This is a genomic window from Pseudomonas sp. PDM30 (assembly GCF_019218985.1).
Classification (GTDB): Bacteria; Pseudomonadota; Gammaproteobacteria; order Pseudomonadales; family Pseudomonadaceae; genus Aquipseudomonas; species Aquipseudomonas jessenii.
On the sequence record NZ_JAHUWM010000006.1, the window covers coordinates 296,547 to 318,092 of the forward strand.

17 protein-coding genes are annotated in these 21,546 nt (G+C 62.2%); 8 read left to right on the top strand and 9 right to left on the bottom strand.

Annotation, left to right across the window (positions count from 1 at the left end; genetic code table 11):
* Positions 1-95 precede the first annotated feature (95 nt).
* Positions 96-1,109 carry an ABC transporter substrate-binding protein gene (locus tag KW840_RS16715; RefSeq protein ID WP_218496363.1) on the top strand — a complete coding sequence of 338 codons (1,014 nt, stop codon included), beginning with the start codon at positions 96-98 and terminating at the stop codon, positions 1,107-1,109.
* Between the two features lie 118 nt (positions 1,110-1,227).
* Positions 1,228-1,665 (top strand): DUF3995 domain-containing protein, encoded by a 438-nt coding sequence (locus KW840_RS16720; protein ID WP_090456439.1) that lies wholly within the window; start codon positions 1,228-1,230, stop codon positions 1,663-1,665.
* Positions 1,666-1,786: 121 nt separating this feature from the next.
* Here KW840_RS16720 and KW840_RS16725 read toward each other — a convergent pair whose 3' ends face one another.
* The 7 genes from KW840_RS16725 to KW840_RS16755 all read right to left on the bottom strand — a co-directional run bounded on the left by KW840_RS16725 (position 1,787) and on the right by KW840_RS16755 (position 9,060).
* The gene (locus tag KW840_RS16725; RefSeq protein WP_090456437.1) at positions 1,787-2,149 is read right to left on the bottom strand and encodes a Na+/H+ antiporter subunit G; all 363 of its coding nucleotides are present in this window, start codon (positions 2,147-2,149) and stop codon (positions 1,787-1,789) included.
* Positions 2,146-2,424 (bottom strand): K+/H+ antiporter subunit F, encoded by a 279-nt coding sequence (locus tag KW840_RS16730; RefSeq protein ID WP_007986253.1) that lies wholly within the window; start codon positions 2,422-2,424, stop codon positions 2,146-2,148. The genes KW840_RS16725 and KW840_RS16730 overlap by 4 nt, the downstream gene beginning before the upstream one ends.
* A complete protein-coding gene (locus KW840_RS16735; protein WP_150815145.1) occupies positions 2,421-2,909 on the bottom strand; it encodes a Na+/H+ antiporter subunit E in 489 nt (162 codons plus the stop codon). The genes KW840_RS16730 and KW840_RS16735 overlap by 4 nt, the downstream gene beginning before the upstream one ends.
* A complete protein-coding gene (locus KW840_RS16740) occupies positions 2,906-4,591 on the bottom strand; it encodes a monovalent cation/H+ antiporter subunit D (protein WP_218496364.1) in 1,686 nt (561 codons plus the stop codon). Before KW840_RS16740 ends, KW840_RS16735 begins: the two co-directional genes overlap by 4 nt.
* Positions 4,588-4,932 carry a Na+/H+ antiporter subunit C gene (locus KW840_RS16745; RefSeq protein ID WP_007986256.1) on the bottom strand — a complete coding sequence of 115 codons (345 nt, stop codon included), beginning with the start codon at positions 4,930-4,932 and terminating at the stop codon, positions 4,588-4,590. The genes KW840_RS16740 and KW840_RS16745 overlap by 4 nt, the downstream gene beginning before the upstream one ends.
* Complete coding sequence (locus KW840_RS16750; protein ID WP_218496369.1) at positions 4,932-7,850, bottom strand: monovalent cation/H+ antiporter subunit A; 2,919 nt, start codon at positions 7,848-7,850, stop codon at positions 4,932-4,934. The genes KW840_RS16745 and KW840_RS16750 overlap by 1 nt, the downstream gene beginning before the upstream one ends.
* A 277-nt stretch (positions 7,851-8,127) precedes the next feature.
* Positions 8,128-9,060, bottom strand: a complete 933-nt coding sequence (locus tag KW840_RS16755; protein ID WP_256353388.1) for a DMT family transporter — start codon at positions 9,058-9,060, stop codon at positions 8,128-8,130.
* 84 nt (positions 9,061-9,144) lie between these two features.
* On the opposite strand from KW840_RS16755, the gene KW840_RS16760 reads away from it, so the two are divergent.
* Positions 9,145-9,708 (top strand): helix-turn-helix domain-containing protein, encoded by a 564-nt coding sequence (locus KW840_RS16760; protein ID WP_090456428.1) that lies wholly within the window; start codon positions 9,145-9,147, stop codon positions 9,706-9,708.
* 15 nt (positions 9,709-9,723) lie between these two features.
* Complete coding sequence (locus KW840_RS16765; protein ID WP_218496372.1) at positions 9,724-11,142, top strand: FAD/NAD(P)-binding protein; 1,419 nt, start codon at positions 9,724-9,726, stop codon at positions 11,140-11,142.
* 746 nt (positions 11,143-11,888) lie between these two features.
* Here the strand turns inward: KW840_RS16765 and KW840_RS16770 are convergent.
* Together KW840_RS16770 and KW840_RS16775 are read right to left on the bottom strand one after the other, a co-directional pair.
* Entirely contained in the window at positions 11,889-14,138 is a 2,250-nt protein-coding gene (locus tag KW840_RS16770) for an Ig-like domain-containing protein (protein WP_218496374.1), read from the bottom strand.
* Between the two features lie 35 nt (positions 14,139-14,173).
* Positions 14,174-15,520 (bottom strand): hypothetical protein, encoded by a 1,347-nt coding sequence (locus KW840_RS16775; RefSeq protein ID WP_090456420.1) that lies wholly within the window; start codon positions 15,518-15,520, stop codon positions 14,174-14,176.
* 280 nt (positions 15,521-15,800) lie between these two features.
* Between KW840_RS16775 and KW840_RS16780 the strand changes: the two genes are divergently transcribed.
* The 4 genes from KW840_RS16780 (at position 15,801) to KW840_RS16795 (ending at position 21,545) form a co-directional block, all read left to right on the top strand.
* Positions 15,801-17,246: a HAMP domain-containing sensor histidine kinase gene (locus tag KW840_RS16780; protein ID WP_218496381.1), complete on the top strand. Its 1,446-nt coding sequence runs from the start codon at positions 15,801-15,803 to the stop codon at positions 17,244-17,246.
* Between the two features lie 200 nt (positions 17,247-17,446).
* On the top strand, positions 17,447-18,547 hold the full coding sequence (locus KW840_RS16785) for an SCO family protein (protein WP_371318472.1): 1,101 nt from the start codon (positions 17,447-17,449) through the stop codon (positions 18,545-18,547).
* A gap of 102 nt (positions 18,548-18,649) precedes the next feature.
* Entirely contained in the window at positions 18,650-20,143 is a 1,494-nt protein-coding gene (locus KW840_RS16790; RefSeq protein ID WP_090456415.1) for a sensor histidine kinase, read from the top strand.
* Positions 20,112-21,545 carry a sigma-54 dependent transcriptional regulator gene (locus KW840_RS16795; RefSeq protein WP_090456413.1) on the top strand — a complete coding sequence of 478 codons (1,434 nt, stop codon included), beginning with the start codon at positions 20,112-20,114 and terminating at the stop codon, positions 21,543-21,545. Before KW840_RS16790 ends, KW840_RS16795 begins: the two co-directional genes overlap by 32 nt.
* Position 21,546 lies beyond the last annotated feature (1 nt).

Here is a 21,546-nt window from a genome sequence, read left to right on the forward strand (position 1 = left end):
CCTCTACTACAGTCAATGAACTGAGTATTCAGAGGCTTCGCGGTCTGCTGCCAGGCCACCCTGCTATTGCTGTGAACAGCACGAGGTGCAAAAGCATGAACGGATTTCGACGGTTGCTGGCTGCGGTCCTGGCCACTTTCGGTTTGCTGGCGACGCCCGCTCCGGTGTCTGCCGCCCAGGCGCCGATCCACTTTGCCGACCTGAACTGGGAAAGCGGCAGCCTGATTACCGATGTCCTGCGCATTATTGTCGAGAAGGGCTACGGGCTGCCGACCGATACGTTGCCGGGCACCACCATCACTCTGGAAACCGCGCTGGCCAACAATGACATCCAGGTCATTGGCGAAGAGTGGGCCGGTCGCAGCCCGGTGTGGGTCAAGGCGGAAGCCGAAGGCAAGGTCGTCAGCCTCGGCGATACGGTCAAGGGGGCTACCGAAGGCTGGTGGGTGCCGGAATATGTGATCAAGGGCGACCCGGCCAAGGGCATCAAGCCGCTGGCGCCGGACCTGCGCAGTGTCAGCGACCTGCCGCGTTACAAAGACGTGTTCAAGGATCCGGAAGCCCCGACCAAGGGACGTTTCCTCAACAGCCCTATCGGCTGGACCTCGGAAGTGGTCAACAAGCAGAAGCTCAAGGCGTATGGGCTGGAAGACAGCTACGTGAATTTCCGCAGCGGTTCGGGGGCGGCACTGGATGCGGAGATCAGTTCGTCCATTCATCGTGGCAAGCCGGTGCTGTTTTACTACTGGTCGCCCACGCCGTTGCTCGGCCGCTTCAAGCTGATTCAACTCGAAGAGCCACCGTTCGACGCCGAAGCCTGGAAGACCCTGACCGACGCCGACAACCCCAATCCTAAGCCGACCCGTTCCCTGGCCTCCAAGCTGTCGATCGGTGTGTCCACCCCCTTCCAGAAGCAATATCCGCAGATTGCCGAGTTCTTTGCCAAGGTCGACTTTCCGATCGACCCGCTGAACAAGGCCCTGGCCGAGATGAGCGAGAAACATACACCGCCGCGCCAGGCGGCAGAGGCGTTCATGAAGGCCCATCCGGACGTCTGGCGGGCCTGGCTGCCCAAGGACGTGGCGGATAAAGTCTCCGCCGCCCTGTAGGCGCTGCCGCAGGTCGGGATCTTTTGATCTTTGTCATGGAAATGCAAAATCAAAACATCGCAGCCTGCGGTAGCTCCTACAATGTTCAGTTCATTTCCCTTTCAAGGATCTCTGAACCATGACCCTGGTGTTGGCTCAATCGCTGGTGACGATCTTCGCCGCGATCAGTCTGGTGCATGTGTATTGGGCGTTGGGTGGCGAGTGGGCGGCGGTGGCGGCGGTCCCGCAAGTACCGCAGGCGGGCAGCGCGCAACTGCGACCGGCGTTTAAACCGCGAGGCTGGATCACGCTGGTGGTGGCCGGGCTGTTGCTGTTGATTGCCGTGTTGGTGTGCTTGCGGGTGGGTTGGTGCCTGCCACCCTTGCATCACTGGTCGTTGCAGTGGGTGCTCAGTGCGATTGCGATCTTGCTGTTTGCCCGGGCCATTGGCGATTCGGATCTGGTGGGCTTTTTCAAAGAGGTCAAAGGCTCGAAATTTGCCCGGCTCGACACCTGGGTTTACTCGCCGTTGTGTGTGGTGCTGGGGGCGGGGTTGTTGGCGGTGGCCTGGGTCTGATCAAGCGACGTTTCTGTAGCGAAAATAATGGCCTCATCGCGAGCAAGCTCGCTCCCACAGGGATTGCGGTGAACCCTGTGGGAGCGAGCTTGCTCGCGATGAGGCAACACAAATCTTTGCTCTAACTACCGCTCTCCGTCCGCCGGCTGCTCACCTCAGCCGGCACATCATCCCCGGCCATGCGTTTGCGAAACAGCGCCGCCCGGGCCAACAGCAAGGTGGTCACCGGCACGGTAATCGCCAGCAGGATCGGAATCAGCCAGGCGTGCAATACCGGCGCGGACTTGAGCGCCGAAAAATAGATGATCGAAGCCAGCGCCACGCACCAGGTCCCGAGCGTCGAGGCCAGGGCCGGTGGGTGCATGCGCTGGAAGTAGTCCTTCATGCGCAGCAGGCCCGTGGCGCCGATCAAGGCAAACAGACTGCCGAGCACCAGCAGGATCGCCACCGGGATCTCCACCCACAACGACAATGGCGTATTCATTCGATCACCTCGCCACGCAGCAGGAATTTCGCCAGGGCGAACGAGCCGACGAAACCGAACAGGGCGATCAGCAGCGCCGCCTCGAAGTAGGTGTCACTGGCATAACGTATACCCAGCGCCAGCATCATCAGCATCGCGACGATGTACAGGTAGTCCAGCGCCAGAACCCGATCCTGGGCCGACGGCCCCTTGAACAGGCGGATCAGGGTCAGGATCATCGCCAGGGAAAAGAAGAACAGGCTCAGCAGGATCGCGTTCGACAGCAAGGGGCTCATTCGAAGATCTCCATCAGCGGACGTTCGTAGGTCGCCTTGAAGTGCTGGATGAACAGCGCCTCATCGTCCAGGTCGAAGACGTGCAACAGCAGAATGCTGCGGTCCAGCGCCAGCTCCGACCAGACTGTACCGGGCACCACCGTGGTGATCATCGACAGCGCAGCCAGGCCGTTGGCGTCACGCAAATCCAGCGGCACCTTGATGAATTGCGAGCGAGGCGGGCGGCGACCGGCATTGAGCACGCTCCAGGCCACGGCGAGGTTGGACACCAGCACATCGCGCCCGACCAGCAGGATCAGGCGCAGGATTACCCAGGGACGACGGATGCGCACCGGCAGCGGACGCAGCCTGCGCATCATCAATGGCGCACAGAATCCCAGCGCGGCACCCAGCAGCAGGTTGCCGGGGCTGATCGACAGGTTCAGCAACAGCCACAGCAGCCACAGGGCCAGCGATAGCAGCGGTGCCGGAAACAGGCGCTTCATGGTTGCACCTCCTGCGGGGCCGCTACGGCCGACGGGTTCGGTACGACGCGTGTGTCGAGCACCGCCATCACGTATTGCTGCGGGTTGTACAGGGCATTGGCGGCGGCCTGGGTGTAGCGCAGCAGCGGATCGGCCTTGAAGGTCAGCGCAATGCTCAGGCCCAGCAGGGCGAAGATCGGTATGCATTCAAGGCGTCGCAACAGGGGCGATGGTCGTTCCGCAGGCGTCCAGAAACGCTGGATGCCCAGGCGCGAGAACGCGATCAGCGATGCCAGCCCAGACACGATCAACAACACCAACAGGCCCCACGCGGCGTTGGAAACCGGTGTGTCGCCGCTGTTGCCCAGGCCTAGCGGATTGAGCAGGGCGCCGATCAACCCGAGTTTGCCGATAAAACCAGAGAGCGGCGGCATGCCGATGATCAGCAAGGCGCAGGCGATGAAGCTCAGGCCGAGAAACGCCATGGTCCAGGGAATCACCTGGCCGACCACGGCTTTCTGGTCGTCGTCGAGGTTGGTGCCTTTGGGCGGATACAGCGATTCCAGTGGCCGCGGTAGCAGTTCGGCTTCATCTTCGAGCAGGACTTCGTTGGCCGAGCGCGAGCGCTCGATCAGCTCGGCCAGCAGGAACAGGGCGCTCAACGCCAGGGTCGAGCTGAACAGATAGAACAGCGCAGCGCCGACCAGGTTCGGCTGGGCGAAGCCGATGGTCGACAACAGAATGCCCGCCGACACCAGGATGCTCAGGCTGGCCATGCGCTCCAGGCGTTGCGCGGCGAGGATCGCAATGGCAGCGCAGACGATGGTCGCCATCCCGCCGTAGATCAGCCAGTCGCCGCCAAAGAACGCCGATGCCCCGGCCTGGGCGGAGAACAGCAGCGTCCACAGACGCAACAAGGTGTACACGCCGACCTTGGTCATGATCGCGAACATCGCCGCCACCGGCGCGCTGGCCGAGGAGTAGGCCGGCACCAGCCAGAAGTTCAGCGGCCACATGCCGGCCTTGGCCAGGAACGCGATGGCCAGGATCCCCGCGCCAGCGTGCAGCAAACCGCGATCAGCTTCGGACACCAGCGGGATTTTCACCGCCAGGTCGGCCATGTTCAGCGTGCCGGTGACCCCATAGATCAGCGCCGCGCCAATCAGGAACAGCGACGAGGCCAGCAGGTTGATCGAAACGTAATGCAGCCCCGACGACACCCGCGCCCGGCCCGAACCGTGGAGCATCAAGCCGTAGGACGCGGCCAGCAGCACCTCGAAGAACACGAACAGGTTGAACAGGTCCGCGGTGAGGAATGCGCCGTAAAGGCCCATCAACTGGATCTGGAACAGCGCGTGAAAACTCGAACCGGCACTGTCCCAGCGGGCCATGGCGAACAGCAGGGCACTGACGCCGATGATGCCGGTCAGCACCAGCATCAGCGCCGACAGGCGATCGACCACCAACACCAGGCCGAACGGCACTTGCCAGTTGCTCGGCAGGTACACACCGATGGAGCCGGGCACGCCGGTGGTCTGTGTCCATTGCAACAACGCCACGGCAATGCCCAGCCCGAGCAGGCTGGAGAACAGATTGATCCTGGCCTTGAGCGGCCGGTGCTTCTCGCCGAGCATCAGCATGATCGCGGCGGTCAGCAGCGGCAGCAGAATGGGTGCGACGATCAGGTGAGTCATCGCCATCATTCTTTGGGCTCCCGGCCATCCACATGGTCGGTGCCGGTCAGGCCCCGGGAAGCCAGCAGCACCACCAGGAACAGCGCGGTCATGGCAAAGCTGATGACGATCGCCGTCAACACCAGTGCCTGCGGCAGCGGGTCGGTGTAGTGCAACAGGTCCTGCGGCACGCCGTCCTTGATGATCGGTTCCTTGCCGATGAACAGGCTGCCCATGCTGAAGATGAACAGATTGACCCCGTAGGACAGCAGGCACAGGCCCATGACCACCTGGAACGTCCGTGGGCGCAGGATCAGCCAGACGCCGGACGCGGCCAGTACGCCGATGGCGATTGCGATGACTTCTTCCATCAGACGGCTCCTTTGGCGGCAACGGATCTGGGCTGGGCGGCGGTTTTGTGGCCGCGCACCGATTGGTGGGCGAGGGCGGTGAGGATCAACAGGGTCGAGCCGACCACCACTCCGTACACACCGATGTCGAAGAACAGCGCGCTGGCCAGGTGAATGTCACCCAGCAGCGGTAACGAGAAATGCCAGGTGTGGGTGGTCAGGAACGGATAGCCGACGACCATCGCGCCCAGGCCCGTGGTCGTGGCAATCATCAGTCCCGTGCCCATCCAGCGCAGTGGTCGCAGGCTCATTTGCGCCTCGACCCACTGCGTGCCGGCGACCATGTATTGCAGGATGAACGCCACCGACATCACCAGCCCGGCGACAAAACCGCCGCCCGGTTGATTGTGCCCGCGCATGAACAGGTAGAACGAGACCACCAGCGCCACCGGCAACAGCAGGCGCACCAGCACCGCCGGCACCATCATGAAACCGAGCGCGGTGTCGCTGGCGTGACGCGGGTTGACCAGGTCGGTCACCACATCCGGCGCGAGCAAGCGTTGCTGGGCCGGCAGTTGCAGGCTTTCTTTGGGCGGGCGGAAGCGGCGCAGCAGGGCGTACACGGTCAGCGCCACGGCCACCAGCACGGTGATTTCACCGAGGGTGTCGAAACCACGGAAGTCCACCAGCATCACGTTGACCACGTTGCTGCCGCCGCCTTCGGGCAAGGCGCGACTGAGATAGAACGAGGAAATATCGTTGGGGGTCTGGCGCGTCAGCATGGCGTAGGCCAGCAACGCCATGCCGACACCGACCGAGGTCGACAGCAGCAAGTCGCGGATACGCCGCACCCGCGCCCGGCGCAGGCTGCCCGGCAACGGCGAGACCTCCTCGATCCGTCGTGGCAGCCAGCGCAGGCCCAGCAGGATCAGCACCGTGGTCACCACTTCGACCGCCAGTTGGGTCAGGGCCAGGTCCGGCGCGGAAAACCAGACGAAGGTAACGCAGGTCATCAGGCCGCAGACGCTGACCATGGTCAGGGCCGCGAGACGGTGGTACTTGGCCTGATAGGCCGCGCCAAGGGCGCAGGCGATGGCCAGCAACCACAAGGTGACGAAGACGATCGACCCCGGGATTTTCGGCCGGTCACCCCAGTGAAGGCTGCTGTGCAGCATGGGAATCAACCCGGCCAGCACGGCAGCAAGCACTACCAGGAACAACTGCATCTGCAGGCGCCGGGTACCAATCCGGGGCTCCAGGCGACGGGCCAAGCGCATGATGGCGACCAGTCCGTATTCGAACAGGCGCTTGCCGTCCAGGCGACCGATGACGGGCGGACGGTTGAAGTTTCCGCGCTTGAATTGATTGCGCAGCAGCAGATAGAGCACGGTGCCGCAGGACAAGGCGATCAGGCTCATGATCATCGGTGCGTTCAGGCCGTGCCAGATGGCCAGGCTGTACTCGGGCAGCGTGCCGCCGACCACCGGTTGCGCCGCCGCCGCGAGCAGCGGGCCGACTATCTGGGCCGGGAAAATTCCCACCAGCAGGCAGGCGAACACCAGCAACTCGACCGGCGCGCGCATCCAGCGTGGTGGCTCGTGGGGTGTGTGTGGCAGGTCGGTCGCGGGCGGGCCGAAAAACACGTCCACGGTGAAACGCAGGGAGTAAGCCACGCTGAAGGTACCGGCAATGGTTGCCACGATCGGCAAGCTCAGTTCGATCCAGCGCGTGGCATTGATGAAGACGGTTTCGGCGAAGAACATTTCCTTGGACAGGAAGCCATTGAGCAACGGCACGCCGGCCATCGAGGCGCTGGCGACCATGGCCAGGGTGGCGGTAAACGGCATCAGCTTGTACAGGCCGCTGAGTTTGCGGATATCGCGGGTACCGCTTTCGTGGTCGATGATGCCGGCGGCCATGAACAACGAGGCCTTGAACGTCGCATGGTTGAGGATGTGGAACACCGCGGCGACGGCGGCCAGCGGGCTGTTCAAGCCAAGCAACAGGGTGATCAGGCCCAGGTGGCTGATGGTCGAGTAGGCCAGCAATCCCTTGAGGTCGTTCTGGAACATCGCGCAATACGCCCCGAGCAACAGGGTGCAGGCGCCGGCGCCACTGACGATGTAGAACCATTCTTCACTGCCCGATAGCGAGGGCCATAGCCGCGCGAGCAGAAAAACCCCGGCCTTGACCATGGTCGCCGAGTGCAGGTACGCCGACACGGGCGTCGGCGCTGCCATGGCGTGGGGCAGCCAGAAATGGAAGGGGAACTGGGCGCTTTTGCTCAAGGCGCCGATCAGGATCAGGGGTAATAGAATCGGGTAGAGGGCATGGGCGCGAATCAGGTCGCCGGCGGCCAGGACCTTGTCCAGGTCATAGCTGCCGACCACATGGCCGAGCAGCATGACCCCCGCCAGCAGGCACAAACCGCCCGCACCGGTCACCATCAGCGCCATGTAGGCGCCGCGCCGGGCATCGGCGCGATGGTGCCAGTAGCCAATCAACAGGAACGAGAAGAGGCTGGTCAGCTCCCAGAAAAACACGATCTGGATCAGGTTGCCGGAGATCACCAGCCCGAGCATGGCGCCCATGAAGGCCAGGAAAAACGCGAAGAATCGCGGCACCGGATCGTTCGGCGACATGTAGTAGCGCGCGTACAGCGAAACCAGGGTGCCGATGCCCAGCACCAGCATGGAGAACAGCCAGGCGAAACCGTCCATGCGCAGGACGAAGTTCAGGCCCAGGCTGGGCAGCCATGAAAACTCTTGGCGAATGACGCCGCCATCGGCGATCTGCGGGTACAGGAAGGCGACCTGAACGGTGCCGATCAGGGCGATCAGGCCAGCCAGCAGGGATTCGGCGTTACGGGCATTGTGCGGCAACACGGCCGCCAAACAGCTGCCTATGAAAGGCAGAAGCAGTAGAACTATCAGGGACATAGGCTTCTAATCTGCGGAAGTTTGTGAAGCATCATACGTGCCAGCTCCCGGATCACCAAACGCCAAGCTGTCGCAGAATCCTACACGGTAGACGGAAACGCCCTGATTCACATTGTTTCAGAGAGAGGTCGGGGAGCCCGTTCCGGCCCCTTCGCGAGCAAGCCCGCTCCCACAGGGTATGAAGGTGTGCACACAATCTTGTGTTCAACCCAAGACACTGTGGGAGCGAGCTTGCTCGCGATGGCGGCCTATCCGGCAATGCAAAGTTTGCGACTTATCACTGTGTTTCCCGCTCCAGCTCTTCCTCAGCCACCTCAGCCTTACCCTTGGTCTTCAACTCACTGACAATCACCGCCGCCACAATCAACCCGGCCCCGACCAGGGCAATCGCCGGCAAGCGCTCCCCGGCAATGCGCCCGACAATCCCGGCCCATACCGGCTCGCCGGCATAGATCAGGGTGGCGCGGGTCGGTGACACGCTTTTCTGTGCCCAGTTCATCGCCACCTGAATCGCCGCGCTCGCCGCCCCGAGCCCCAGCGCGCTGCACAACAGCAACCAGGAGAAGTCCGGAATCGCCTCGTTGGTCGGCACCACCATCAGGAACGACAGCACCGAAGTGACCGCCAGTTGCACCACCGTCACCCGGCGCACATCGACCTGGCCGGCATAGGTGCTGATCAGGATGATCTCGGCCGCAATGGCCACGGCGCTGATCAAGGTGGCGATTTCACCGGGGCTGAAATTGAACGACGCACCTGACGGCCCGGACAGCAGCATCAACCCGGTAAAGGCCAGCATGATGCCGATGCTCGGCATCAACCCCGGACGCCGCCCCAGCACCAGCCATTGCAGCAACGGCACAAACGGGACGTACAGCGCGGTAATGAATGCCGATTGGCTGCTGGGAATGCTCTGCAGCCCGACCGTCTGCAAGCCGTAGCCGAGCATGATCGCCACGCCGATAAACGACCCGGCCTTGAGTTCGAACAGGGTCAGGTCGCGCAGGTGACGCCAGGAAAACAGGGCGACGATGCTCGCGGCGGCGGCAAAGCGCAGGCCGACGAAAAACATCGGGCCGCTGACGGTCATCGCATGCTGTACCAGCAGGAAGGTACCGCCCCAGACCATCGTGATCAGTACCAGCACGCATTCGGCCTTGCTGAACCTTGTAAAACGGGAGGAAGCCTTTGGGGAATTCACCGACGTCATGACCTTGCACGCTACTGGAGGGGGACGCACAATGCGTCGAATGTTGCGCAGTATACTGCCCAACCCCACTCAGTGAGCAATATAGTGCACAAAGATTCTACCCAGCGGGCTTCGGTCCTCCAGCACGTCAGTCAAAACGTCCGTCGTTTACGTCATGCCGCCGACCTGAGCCAGACCGCGCTGGCCGAAAAGTCCGGAGTCAGCCGTCGAATGCTGGTGGCGATCGAGGCAGGGGAAAAGAACGTCAGCCTGACCACCCTCGACCGGGTGGCCGAAGCCCTGGACGTTGCCTTCAGTGATTTGATCCAGGCCCCCGACGCCCGCGATCCCAGCCGTATCAATGAGCTGGCCTGGACCGGCACGATCCCTGGCAGCAGGGCGGTGTTGCTTTCCAAGGCCCAGGCCAGTCGTGAAGTCGAGCAGTGGGAATGGTGCCTGCAACCGGGCGAGGTGTATCCGTCGGAGCCGGACGCCGATGGCTGGAGCGAGCAGATTTATGTCTTCGAAGGGTGCCTGACCGTTATGCTCGGCGACCAGCCACAGCATATCGCGGCGGGTGAATTCTTTATGTTTGCCAGCAACCAGCCACACTGTTATCGCAACGACGGGGTGGTAGCGGCGAAGTTTGTACGTAATGTGGTGATCTGAACAGGGAGTGCATGGATGGGCCAGACCTTGAACAATGACGCCGACATCCTGATTGTCGGTGGCGGCCTCAGTGGCGCGATGTTGGCGGCGCAGTTGATGCGTTTGCCGGGCCGGCGCCGGGTGCTGGTGATCGAGCCCCGGGCCGGGTTGGGGCGGGGTGAAGCCTATAGCGCGGTGGAACTGGGTCATACGCTCAACGGCAATGCGGCGCGGATGAGTGTTGACCCGGACAACGCCGACGACCTGACCCAATGGCTGACCGAGTACATCAAGGCGGGCGGCTGGCCGGAATCGGATCAGCAGCATGTGCCGATCAGCGAGTTGTTTCCGCCTCGGGGCGTTTTCGGCCTGTACGCCCGGCAGCGCCTGGCAGAAGCGCAGGCGGTGGGCGCCTTGGTCGGTTCGACGGTCGAGCATGTGCAGGCCGAAGTAGTCGATTTGCAAACCGATGCAGACGCCGTGCGGTTGACCCTGAGCGACGGCCGATGCTTGCAGGGCGCTTTTGCGGTGCTGGCCACCGGGATGTTTCCCGCCGCGCGCACCCCGCAAACCCGGTCCAGCGGCTTGAATGCGGCCGCTCTCGATCCGTGGGACGTGGCGGCCATGCGGCAACTCGATCCGCAATCGACGGTCATGATCATCGGCTCGGGCCTGACCATGGTCGATGCCGTGGTGTCCCTGGAACAGGCCGGGCATCGTGGGCCGATCGAAGTGTTTTCCCGCCATGGGCTGCTGCCCCATGTGCGTCGCCAGCCACCGGCCTGGGTGGATTTTCTCGCGCAGGATCAGAGCATCCGCACACCTCGCCAGTTGATGCGCGAACTGCGTCGGCACTGCCGGGACGCCATCGCCCAAGGCATCGACTGGCAGGCGCCGCTGGACACGGTGCGGGCACACATCGGCCGCTTGTGGCATCAGGCGACCGACGTGCAGCGTCGGCAGTTCGTGCGGCATGTGCGGCCGTGGTGGGAAAGCCATCATCACCGCTCGCCACCCTTGAGTGCCGAGCTGGTTGAGCGCTTGTATAAAGAAGGGCGGTTACGTATTCACGCAGCCTCTTACCAGGGCCTCGAGCCGTCGCTGAATGGCGAGGTGAGTATTCGCCTTCGACGGCGGGGCGAGGCGCAGACCTGTGTGGTCAGCGGTGTCGCCCTGATCAACTCCAGCGGTATCGAATACGACTGGCGCCGGGTCGCGCGACCGCTGCCCCGGCAACTGCTCGCCCGAGGCCTGGTCCGGCCCGGGCCGTTGGCCTTGGGCATCGCGGCAGAGGTCGATGGTGCGGTTCTGAACGCCGAGGGTCAGCCCGCCAGCCGGTTGTTTGCCATGGGTCCGCCGTTGCGCGGTATGTGGTGGGAAAGTACCGCCGTCACCGATGTGGCGAGCCAGGCCAAGGCGTTGGCCGAGCGGCTGTCGATCAGGTTGGGGGTCTGAGTACATATCCGTTGCTGCGGTAATGGCGGCTGGCGGTTTCGCCCTTACGGCGAGTCCCTTTTGGCAAACGCCCCAAAAGGAACCAAAAGGTCTCGCCCCTTACGTACGGCCCCTCGCTAAGGCTCGGCGTTCCTTCGCTCCGGTATTCATCCGGGGGCATTGCCCTCCGGTCGGCTTCGCTTCGACCTACATGCAATGAGTTCGACTGCGTCGAACGGCGCTGCGCGCCAATCCCCGGATAAACACCTCCACTCAGCCTGCCGAGGGGGCGGGTGGATCAAGATCAAGAGCTGCAGGCGAGCTAACGCTCGGCCTGATGAGTGGTGAGAAGCGACGCGGTGGTGCGGGATGCTCTGCTTTTTGCTCTTCCGTGGGAGCGAGCTTGCTCGCGATGGCGGCCTGCCAGCCGACCGAAATCTTTCAGATGTACTGAGTACCTGTGGGAGCGAGCTTGCTCGCGATGGCGGCCTGCCAGCCGACCGAAATCTTTCAGATGTACTGAGTACCTGTGGGAGCGAGCTTGCTCGCGATGGTGGTCCGACAGCCGACCGAAATCTTTCAGATGTACTGAATACCTGTGGGAGTGAGCCTGTTCCGGGCACCGCTCCAGTGATGGCAGCCAGACCACCGCTGGATTGCTTCCATCAATGCACCCGGCAAAAAACCGCGGCCCCCCACCCGAGGCCGCGGTTTTCCATAGGGTTGAAGCCGGCCCCATCAACCTGCGTGGCTAATGGAGCGCGGGCTCAGTTGGCGATCACCGGCACCGTGCGCACGGAGCCTTGGGACGAGGTGATCGTGGCGGTCGGGTTCGCCGACGGAACGACCGTGGTGGTGTTGTTCACGGTCAACCGCCAGCGTCCATTCGCCGGTACGGCGGTGGTGCCCAGGGTGACCAGCCCGGTCGGAGTGGTGACCTTGATGGTGATGGTGTTGCCGGTGGTCACCGATGAGGTGCCGGCAAAGTCCCAGGTGAAGCGGTTGTTGGAGCGGGCTCTCACCGTTGCGGTGGTCACGGCGAAGGTTTCCGCAGCAGGCCGTGGCGAGACCTGTACCGTGACTGTGGCTGGCGACGTCGATTGGGCGCCGAAGCTGTCCCGGACAAAGTAGGTGAAGGTCGTGGTGAAGGCCGTGGTGACGGTGGCCGGTGGGGTGTAGGTGAGCACCGTGCCGTTTCTGCTGACGGTGCCGCGACCTGCCAGCGGTTGAGTGAAGTCGGCGACGGCTAGCGGCACATTGCCTTCTGGATCGGTGTCGTTGGCCAGCACGTTGATTGGAATCGCCACACCCAGTGTCGTGACGGCATCGGCGACGGCCACCGGAGGCCGGTTAGGCGCCACGGTCATGCTCACGGTTGCCGCTGTCGTCGAGGCCAGGCCTTTGACGTCCTGGGCCTTGTAAGTGAAGGTCGTGGTCAACGGCGCGTTGACGACAGCAGGAGGGGTGTAGACCACCGCCGTAGTGCCGCTCAATGCCACCGTGCCCTGGCTGGCGGCCGGTTGGGTCAGCGCGGTAATGCTCAGCGGCGTATTGCCGTCCGGGTCCCTGTCGTTGGCCAGCAGGTTGAGGGTGATCGGCACGCCGAAGCTGGTGCTGCCAGTATCGGCGACGGAGATCGGTGCCTGGTTCGCGCCGGTGTCCGGTGCAGTGCCGACGACTACGACCGGCTCGATGTCACTGCCGCCGGCAGCGGATTTGACCGTTACGGTTGCAGGGGGTTGGGTCAAGTCAGCCACCGTCAGGCGTTGCAGGATTCCGGTTTTCGACAGCCGCCCGTAACCCTGGGCGACCATGTCCGGTACCACCACTTCGTCTGTGGAAGTGGCCTCGATCAGCAGGCTGTGATTGCTCCAGCTGTAACGGGCGGTCTGGATTTTCACCACGTCCGAGAGCTTGCTCGACACCGCAGTCGGGCGGGTGGTCCCGGCGGGGTTGGTGGCGGTGACCACCACGATCGGCGGCACCGTTGCGTTGGCCAGCAGATTCTGGGCGAAGAACACGCCGTTGTTATCGCTCACCATGTTGGTCTGGCAAGGTGACACAGGCGGGCCAGGGACCAGGGCGATGCTTTCGCGAAAGCACAGGGTCGAACCGTTGGCGGCTTTGGCAAACACTTCGACCCGGGTGGTGTTGCCGCCCGTGCCGGCTATGCGGCGGTAAGTGGCACGGGTCATGTCCACCGCGGTCTGCGCGCGGTTGTCGAGCACCTTGCCGGACAGGGTGAAGAGGTTGGTCTGGATGGTCCCGGCCGGACCCTGGATGCGCACGAAGTTGGTGTTGTTGGGGCTGCCGGTCACGGCTTCGGTGAGGTTGGGGTCGCCAACGAAGGTTTCGACGGCGCCGGTGTCCGGGTTCACCTCGGTGTAGGGACCGTTGACGCTGCGCAGGAACGGCCCGATCGCACCGTTGACCGCACCGCTGAAAACCCCCGGCGCACCGATGCCGACGTCCCTGGTGATGTTGATCGCCCGGCGCCCGGTGGTGGTGACGTTGACCGTTTCCACGCCATAGGGGTGGGTGATGGTGTAGGTCCCGGCAACGGGAATGTTCACCCGTAGACGAATCCGCGCGAAGCTGATCTGGTCGCCATCGAGCGGGTTGCCACCGGCAAATGCAGCCTCGATCCCGGCGACATAGACGTCCATGCCATAGCCGGCGGTGTTGTTGGGGATGCTGGTCTCGGCAAGGAACCAGAAGGCTTCGTCTGGCCAGTTATCCGGGAACACCATTGGCAGGGTGTCGTCGAAAATGCCCGGTGTCGGCAGCAGGGTGCACATGTAGGCCGGTGGCACGCTGGCTGCCACCCGCGAGCTGGCGGCGCGGGACTGGCACAGCTCCATCGACAGTTGATTGTTGTCCTGATACCAGATCGGGAATTTCCCGGTGGCAAAGGTGTAAGGACCGGGATCGACGGCGGCGAGTTGCGCGAAAGCACTGCCGGTCAGCGATAGAGTCAGTCCCAGGGCGTTGAGCGCCAGGCGTGGCCATTTGTTCATGATGCCTCCTGATGAGGATCCGGGCATGTGGGCGTTCATTGCACGATGACCACTTCTTCGGTATCGCTGCCGCCATTGGAGGACGACACACGAACCTGGGCTGGCGGAATCGGCGAGATGCCGGTGGCCAGGCTTTTCACGGCGCCGTCACCACTCAGGGCGCCGATGGCGATACCGGTGCCGGAGGTGGCGGTGAGCACCGGTGGCGACGTTTCATCGCTGGTCGAAGCCACGATGGTGATTTGCCCGGTGCTCAGGCTGTACTCGGCGCGTGAGATCGTCACCAGGTCGGTCAACGGCATGGGCAATATGGTCGGCGCGCTGCTGGCGATGGCCAGGTGGTTGTCGGCGGTCACCTGCAAGGTGCTCGGCAACGTCGGATTGTTCGGCGACTGTGCATACCAGTGGCCGGTGGTATTGGCTTCGGTGAAGTTCAGCAGCGGATTGTTGCTGTCCAGGGTCACGGTGGCGGGTGGCGGCGGGGCCATCACGAACACGTCCTGCTGGGCCACCGGGGCGCTGGTGCCGGCCTGTCGCGAGTAGGTGCTGCGCTCGGCGATCACCGGGGTCGGACGGACCACCGACGACAACTTGCCGGATACGGCGAAGAGGTTGGTGCGCAAGTCCAGGCCATTGGGGCCCTCGATGCGCACGTAGTTGGTGTTGAACGGGCTGCCGGTGACGGCTTCGGTGAGGTTCGGATCGCCGACGAATTGTTCGGCCTGGCCCGTGCTCGGGTTGGTCTCGGTGTAGGGGCCATTGACGCTGCGCAGGAACGGCCCGACGTCGCCCTTGAGCGCGCCGTTGTAGGTTTTTGGCGCGCCGATGCCAATGTCCCGGGTCATGTTGATCGCCCGACGGCCGGGGGTCTCGACGTTGAACACTTCGACGCCGTAAGGGTGGGTGATGACATAAGTGCCAGCGGTGGCCACGTCGATGCGAACACGGATCCGGGCGAAGCTGATCTGGTCGCCCTCCAGTGGATCCCCACCACTGAAGGCTGCTTCGAGCGCCGAGACATAGGTCAGGTCGATGCCTCGGGCGGCATCGACGATAGTTGTTTCGCCTGTTGCCCAGAACGCTTCGTCGGGGAAATTGGTCGGGAAGACCAACGGTTGCGTGTCATCGAAAATGCCGGGATTAGGGATCAGCGAGCACATGTAAGTCGGGGCGCCCGGCGCGCTGGCAACCCTGGAACTGACAGCCTTTGATAAACACAGGTCAAGGGTTCGGCCGTGGCTGTCTTGATACCAGGCGGCGAAATTGCCATTGGCTGGCAGGTAGGGGCCGGGGTCTACGGCAAACAGCGCGGCCTGGGCAATACCTTGGGCTAGAGCAGTCACAACCAGGGCGGACGCGGTTTTGCACAGTAACGGGTGCATGAGTGTTCCCTCTGTCGAAGTACCTGCCCCTTGGGGATGGGGCAGTTGGCAGGGAGTTCGGCAACTTCCATACCAATCGGCGAAAACGCCCGTGAGACGCCCGCAGTAAAGGTGTTGGCGCGGTCGCAGGCGGCAGGCCGGGAAGTTATGGCACGGGCAGCTATCCCCGACTTTGGGGGTGACGGGGCCGCGGGGCGGGTGGGGTATCGCAGTCCCCAGGCTCGGCCAAACGGCCATGGCTGGGCTATAAACCTATAGGGGGTTTCCGGGAACCGTGTCCATGACCACAATTGCCAAAGTACTTGCGACCGACAGCGAAGTTCGCTTGAACACGCGCAAGGAGCCCTTCAATCTGCTGCGCTGGTTTTCACTGGTCAGCATGCTGGTGATCGGCACGGTGGCGGTGGCGCTGGGGGCGGTATCCACGCGCTTCGTGATTACCGAAAGCGTGCAACGCGATGCGCTATTGACCTCACAATTCATTCAGGCGATTGCCTCGGCCGAGGTGCACCATGTGTCGATTCCCAACGTCAGGACCATGGGCGAGTTGCTCGACCCACGAAAAGACATGGACTTTCCTGACGTCGACCCACTGTCCCGTGTCAGTGCCCGTGGTGAATTCCTCGACCATATCGCAAACTTGCCGGACGTGATTCTGGTCAACATCTACGCCCCCGACCGCATGGTGATCTGGTCGACCAACCCGGCCTTGATGGGCATTACGATCCATGGCAATGAAGACCTCGATCGGGCATTCAACTCGAAAATTTCCGTGTCGACCGCTTACCACGGTGTGGATAGATCCCGCATGGAGCAGAAGTTCCTGGAACCACCCAAATACGCCTTCATCGAAAACTACATTCCCTTGTTCGACGCCGATGGCAGCACCGTCACGGCGATGGTCGAAATCTACAAGGAACCCCAGGACCTGATCAACCGCATGGAGCGCGGCCTGGTGCTGATCTGGCTGGCAACCGCCCTGGGCGGCGGTCTCATTTACCTGGGGCTGTACTGGATCGTGCGGCGGGCGGCGATCCTGCTGGCGACGCAGCAGAAACAATTGATCACCAACGAAACCTTTGTGGCTCTGGGGGAGGTGTCCTCGGCGGTTGCCCACAGTCTGCGCAATCCGTTGGCGAACATCCGTTCAAGCGCCGAGCTGGCGATAGAGTTCGACAGCGGTCCGGCACACGGGAACATCAACGACATCATTGGTCAGGTCGATCGCATGTCGAAATGGGTACGGGAGTTGCTCCAGTCCCTGCGACCGCTCAATGACGAGGCCGAACCTGTGAACCTGGTGGCGGCCCTGCATGACAGCCTGATGGCTTACGAGCATCAGATCAACAAGGCCAAGGTCAACGTGGTGTTCGAGCCGGACCAGACGCCCATGGTGCTGAGCCAGCACGTACAACTGACCCAGCTCCTCAGCAGCCTGCTGTCCAATGCGGTGGAAGCCATGGACGGCGGCGGCACCCTGACCATCCAGATCGAACCGCGCGATGCCCAGCACGTCAGTGTGAGGGTGAGCGATACCGGCAAAGGCATGAGCGAAGAAGAGCGCAATATGGCCTTCCGGCCGTTCTTCACCACCAAACAGGGCGGGCTGGGAGTCGGGCTGGTGCTGGTCGAGCGGATCATGGAGCGATTTGGCGGTGCGGTGACCCTCGACAGCAGTGAAGGCGAGGGCACCACTGTGCGCCTGTCCTTTGTTCTGGCCCCCTGAAAACGGGGATGATCTACCCCCAATAACGGGTATTAATCCCCGGTCATTTGCCCGGTCGTTGCACATTGATTTTGATAAATCACTGTTTTGTCGAGTGTTAGTACGTTTTTATAAAAAAACACATGATTGGCGAGGTCCTTGCAAAACCACCATAACCCCCCTTCACCACATCGAGGCGGCTGGTGATGGAAAAAAAAGAGATGCATTCACCACGCTCGCGAGCCCTGGGCATGCACCTGGTGCTGATGCTGGTGACCGGTTTGCTGGCCAGCCAGTTGCTGGTCGCCAGCCAGCCGACGTCGACGCCTGCACCTGCTCCGGCATCCACTGCCGAACCCGCTGTCGTTGAAGCCGTCACCCCGTGGGGTGCCGACTATTTCCCCAACACCCTGCTGACCGACCAGGACGGACAGCAGCTGCGTTTTTTCGATGACTTGATCAAAGACAAGGTGGTGGTGATCAACTTCATCTTCACCTCGTGCAGTGACTCCTGCCCCCTGGAAACCGCGCGCATGCGCCAGGTGCAGAAACTGCTGGGGGATCGGGTCGGCAAAGACATCTTCTTCTACTCCATCAGCATCGACCCCTTGAGTGATACCCCCGAGGTGCTCAAGGCCTATGCGCAACGCTTCCAGGTCGGGCCCGGGTGGAAATTCCTCACCGGGGAATTCGCCGACGTCACCGACCTGCGCAAAAAACTGGGGCTGTTCATCGAAGGCGTCGATAACGGGCGCAACAAGGACCACAACCTGAGCCTGATCGTCGGCAACCAGGCAACGGGCCGCTGGATGAAAGCCTCGCCGTTCGAAAACCCGTGGATTCTGGCCGACCAACTGGCCAATACCCTGCATAACTGGAAACAGCCAAGTGTGGAGGAAAGCTACGTCGAGGCCCCCGAAATCCGTCCGCCGAGCAATGGCGAAGAGCTGTTTCGCACCCGCTGCGCGTCTTGCCACAGCCTCGGTCCGCTGGACGGGCAGGGCATCGGCCTGCGCAGCATCGGCCCGGACCTGATCGGCGTGACCTATCAGCGCGATCCGGCCTGGCTCAACCGCTGGATCCGCGAACCTGACCGCATGCTCGCGGAAAAGGACCCGATTGCGATGGAGCTGTTCGAGCGCTACAACAGGATCTCGATGCCCAACTTGCGGCTGGATGCGCGTTCCGCCCAGTCCCTCATCGATTTCCTGAAAGAAGAAACCGACCGTCAACATCCGCCAGCGGCGCCATTGGCCAGTGGTAACGAAGAGCCTGAACAACATCATTCGGTCGCGCACCCCGAGACACCCCGGGTGCAATAGTGTCAAAAAAATTACGCGGGCCAGTCGGTGGCTATCAATGCCACCTACACTGATCCTGAAAGCGGCTGAACAGGCTCGATTTCAAGCACCCAGGACACAGCCATGCAGATACTCGAACAACAAAAAGTAGCTGCGCCGCAGAATCCGGCAGCACAACGCAAGGGGTGGCGACCGCAGTTCAATTTGCTGCGCTGGTTCTCCCTGGCGAGCTTTCTGATCATCGCTGTGGTGGCGCTGGGGCTGGGTTACATCTCCACCCGCTTTGTTGTCGATGAAAGTATCGAGCGTGATTCGATGCTGACCGCGCAGTTCATCCAGTCCATTGGCGAGGCCGAAATCCGGCATGCCGGCATTGCCCCGGGGCGAACCATGGGTGAAATGCTCGACCCGCGCATGGACGATGCCTACCCCGACGTCAACCCCGTATCCCGGGCCGCCGCGCGCGTTGAGTTTCTTGACCATGTGAAGCATCTGCCGGACATCCTGCTGGCGACGGTGTACTCCCTGGACCGCACCGTGGTCTGGTCGACCAACCCCGAGTTGATCGGCGTGCGTATCGAAGGCGACTTTGAGCTGGACGAATCCTTCGAAATGAAATCGCCGGTGTCCACCAGTTACCACGAAATCGATGAGGAGCGTCCCGAGCAGCGCTTGCTGCGCGAACCGGAGTACCTGTTCGTCGAGAACTACATTCCGATGTTCAACGCCGACAGAAGCAAAGTGATTGCCATGGTGGAAATCTACAAGGAGCCGGTGGATCTGGTGGCGCGTATCCAGCGTGGCTTCAAGGCAATCTGGCTGGCCACGCTGATCGGCGGGGCAGCCATTTACCTGGGGTTGTTCTGGATCGTGCGACGCGCGGCGACGCTGTTGCAGAGCCAGCAGAAACAACTGATCGCCAACGAGACCTTTGTCGCCCTTGGCGAGATGTCCTCGGCGGTCGCCCACAGCTTGCGCAACCCGCTGGCCAATATCCGTTCCAGCGCCGAACTGGCCCAGGACATCGCCAGCCAGACCGCACAGAAAAACATCGGCGACATCATCAGTCAGGTCGACCGCATGTCGCGCTGGGTCCGTGAATTGCTGGTGTCGTTGCGGCCGATGAATGACGACTGTGAAACGGTCGACCTGGTGCTGGCCCTCGAAGACACCCTGAGTGCCTTTGAGTCCCTGATCAAGCGTTCGGACGTTGAAGTGCGTTTCTCCCCTGTCAGCGTGCCACCGGTCGTCAGCCAGCAGGTGCTGCTCACGCAAATACTCAATAGCCTGTTTGCTAATGCACTGGAAGCCATGCCCAAGGGTGGCGTGCTGACGATCGAGATCGACTCCTCGGTGTCCGGCGACGTGAGAATGACATTGACCGACACCGGCAAGGGCATGTCCAAACAACAGCAGCAAATGGTCTTCAAGCCGTTTTTTACCACCAAGCAAGGTGGGTTGGGTGTGGGCCTGGCCCTGGTCAAAAGAATAATGGAGCGTTTTGACGGCTCGGTCGAACTGACCAGCCGGGAGCAGGAAGGAACCCGTGTTTGTCTCAATTTCAAAGTGGCAACGGGAGGGGTATATGGAGCACAGCATTCTGCTGGTCGAGGATGACGAAATCCTCGCCGAGAATATTCAGACTTACCTGGAGCGCAAGGACTTCGAGGTGACCGTCTGCCACTCGGCTGAAGATGCACTGGAGCAATTGGGTTCATTCGCGCCTGACGTGGTACTGACCGACAACTCGTTGCCGGGCATGAGTGGTCACGACCTGATCCAGAAGCTGCGCATCAGCGCGCCGGATCTGAAAGTGATCATGATGACCGGCTACGGCAATGTCGAAGACGCCGTGGTGGCGATGAAAGAGGGCGCTTTTCACTACGTCACCAAACCGGTGGCCCTGCCAGAGCTCAAGTTGCTGCTGGACAAGGCCCTGGCCACCGACCGCATGGAGCGTACGCTGTCGTTTTACCAGGAGCGCGAGGCCCAGAAGTCGGGAGTGCAGGCTCTGATTGGCGAGTCGGCACCGATGGCGTACCTCAAGGGCACCATCACCCAGTTGCTCGACGCCGAACGGCGCATGGCCAACAGCGATCTGCCGCCGGTGCTGGTGGAAGGCGAGACGGGCACCGGCAAGGAACTGGTGGCCCGGGCCTTGCACTTCGATGGCCCGCGCGCCAAAGGCCCATTCATTGAATTCAACTGTGCTTCGATCCCGTCCAATCTGGTGGAGTCGGAACTGTTCGGCCACGAGAAGGGCGCCTTCACCGACGCCAAGGATCGTCGCATGGGGCTGGTGGAAGCGGCCGATGGCGGCACGCTGTTCCTCGATGAAATCGGTGAAATGGACCTGCTGCTGCAAGCCAAGCTGCTGAAACTACTGGAAGACCGGACCATTCGCCGGGTCGGTTCAGTGAAGGAGCGCAAAGTCGACCTGCGGGTGATCAGCGCCACCAACTGCAATCTCGAACAGATGGTCCAGCAAGGCAAATTCCGTCGTGACCTGTTCTTCCGCCTGCGCATCATTTCCATCAAGGTGCCGCGACTGTATACCCGTGGCGCCGATATCCTGCTGCTGGCCCGGCACTTCCTGGGGCTACATGGCAAACGCTACGGCAAGCCGAACCTGCATTTCAGCAACCAGGCCGAAGAATTGCTGCTCAGCTACAGCTGGCCGGGCAACGTGCGCGAATTGCGCAACATGCTGGAGCAAACCGTGTTGCTGGCGCAAAGCGACACTATCGCCGCCCATCAGTTGAACGTCTGCCTGAGCCTGATGGATGAGCCACCGATGTTTCATCACGAGCCGTCACACTTCAGCGAACCGCGTCCGTCCTTCAGCGGCAGCGACTCCATGAACCTGCCGGAAGTGGAGCGCGACATGGTGCGCAAGATGCTCGACAAGACCGACTGGAACGTCACCAAATCGGCACGCCTGCTGGGTCTGAGCCGTGACATGTTGCGCTACCGGATCGAAAAACTCGGCCTCGCCCGTCCGGACAAGCGCCAGTGGTAAG

Bases quoted from the DNA above. Each gene is read 5' to 3' on its own strand.
- KW840_RS16745 (WP_007986256.1), bottom strand. From the start codon at position 4,932: ATGGAAGAAGTCATCGCAATCGCCATCGGCGTACTGGCCGCGTCCGGC.
- KW840_RS16740 (WP_218496364.1), bottom strand. From the start codon at position 4,591: ATGATGGCGATGACTCACCTGATCGTCGCACCCATTCTGCTGCCGCTG.
- KW840_RS16795 (WP_090456413.1), top strand. From the start codon at position 20,112: ATGGAGCACAGCATTCTGCTGGTCGAGGATGACGAAATCCTCGCCGAG.
- KW840_RS16755 (WP_256353388.1), bottom strand. From the start codon at position 9,060: ATGACGTCGGTGAATTCCCCAAAGGCTTCCTCCCGTTTTACAAGGTTC.
- KW840_RS16725 (WP_090456437.1), bottom strand. From the start codon at position 2,149: ATGAATACGCCATTGTCGTTGTGGGTGGAGATCCCGGTGGCGATCCTG.
- KW840_RS16780 (WP_218496381.1), top strand. From the start codon at position 15,801: ATGACCACAATTGCCAAAGTACTTGCGACCGACAGCGAAGTTCGCTTG.
- KW840_RS16765 (WP_218496372.1), top strand. From the start codon at position 9,724: ATGGGCCAGACCTTGAACAATGACGCCGACATCCTGATTGTCGGTGGC.
- KW840_RS16785 (WP_371318472.1), top strand. From the start codon at position 17,447: ATGCATTCACCACGCTCGCGAGCCCTGGGCATGCACCTGGTGCTGATG.
- KW840_RS16750 (WP_218496369.1), bottom strand. From the start codon at position 7,850: ATGTCCCTGATAGTTCTACTGCTTCTGCCTTTCATAGGCAGCTGTTTG.
- KW840_RS16715 (WP_218496363.1), top strand. From the start codon at position 96: ATGAACGGATTTCGACGGTTGCTGGCTGCGGTCCTGGCCACTTTCGGT.
- KW840_RS16735 (WP_150815145.1), bottom strand. From the start codon at position 2,909: ATGAAGCGCCTGTTTCCGGCACCGCTGCTATCGCTGGCCCTGTGGCTG.
- KW840_RS16790 (WP_090456415.1), top strand. From the start codon at position 18,650: ATGCAGATACTCGAACAACAAAAAGTAGCTGCGCCGCAGAATCCGGCA.
- KW840_RS16730 (WP_007986253.1), bottom strand. From the start codon at position 2,424: ATGAGCCCCTTGCTGTCGAACGCGATCCTGCTGAGCCTGTTCTTCTTT.
- KW840_RS16775 (WP_090456420.1), bottom strand. From the start codon at position 15,520: ATGCACCCGTTACTGTGCAAAACCGCGTCCGCCCTGGTTGTGACTGCT.
- KW840_RS16770 (WP_218496374.1), bottom strand. From the start codon at position 14,138: ATGAACAAATGGCCACGCCTGGCGCTCAACGCCCTGGGACTGACTCTA.
- KW840_RS16720 (WP_090456439.1), top strand. From the start codon at position 1,228: ATGACCCTGGTGTTGGCTCAATCGCTGGTGACGATCTTCGCCGCGATC.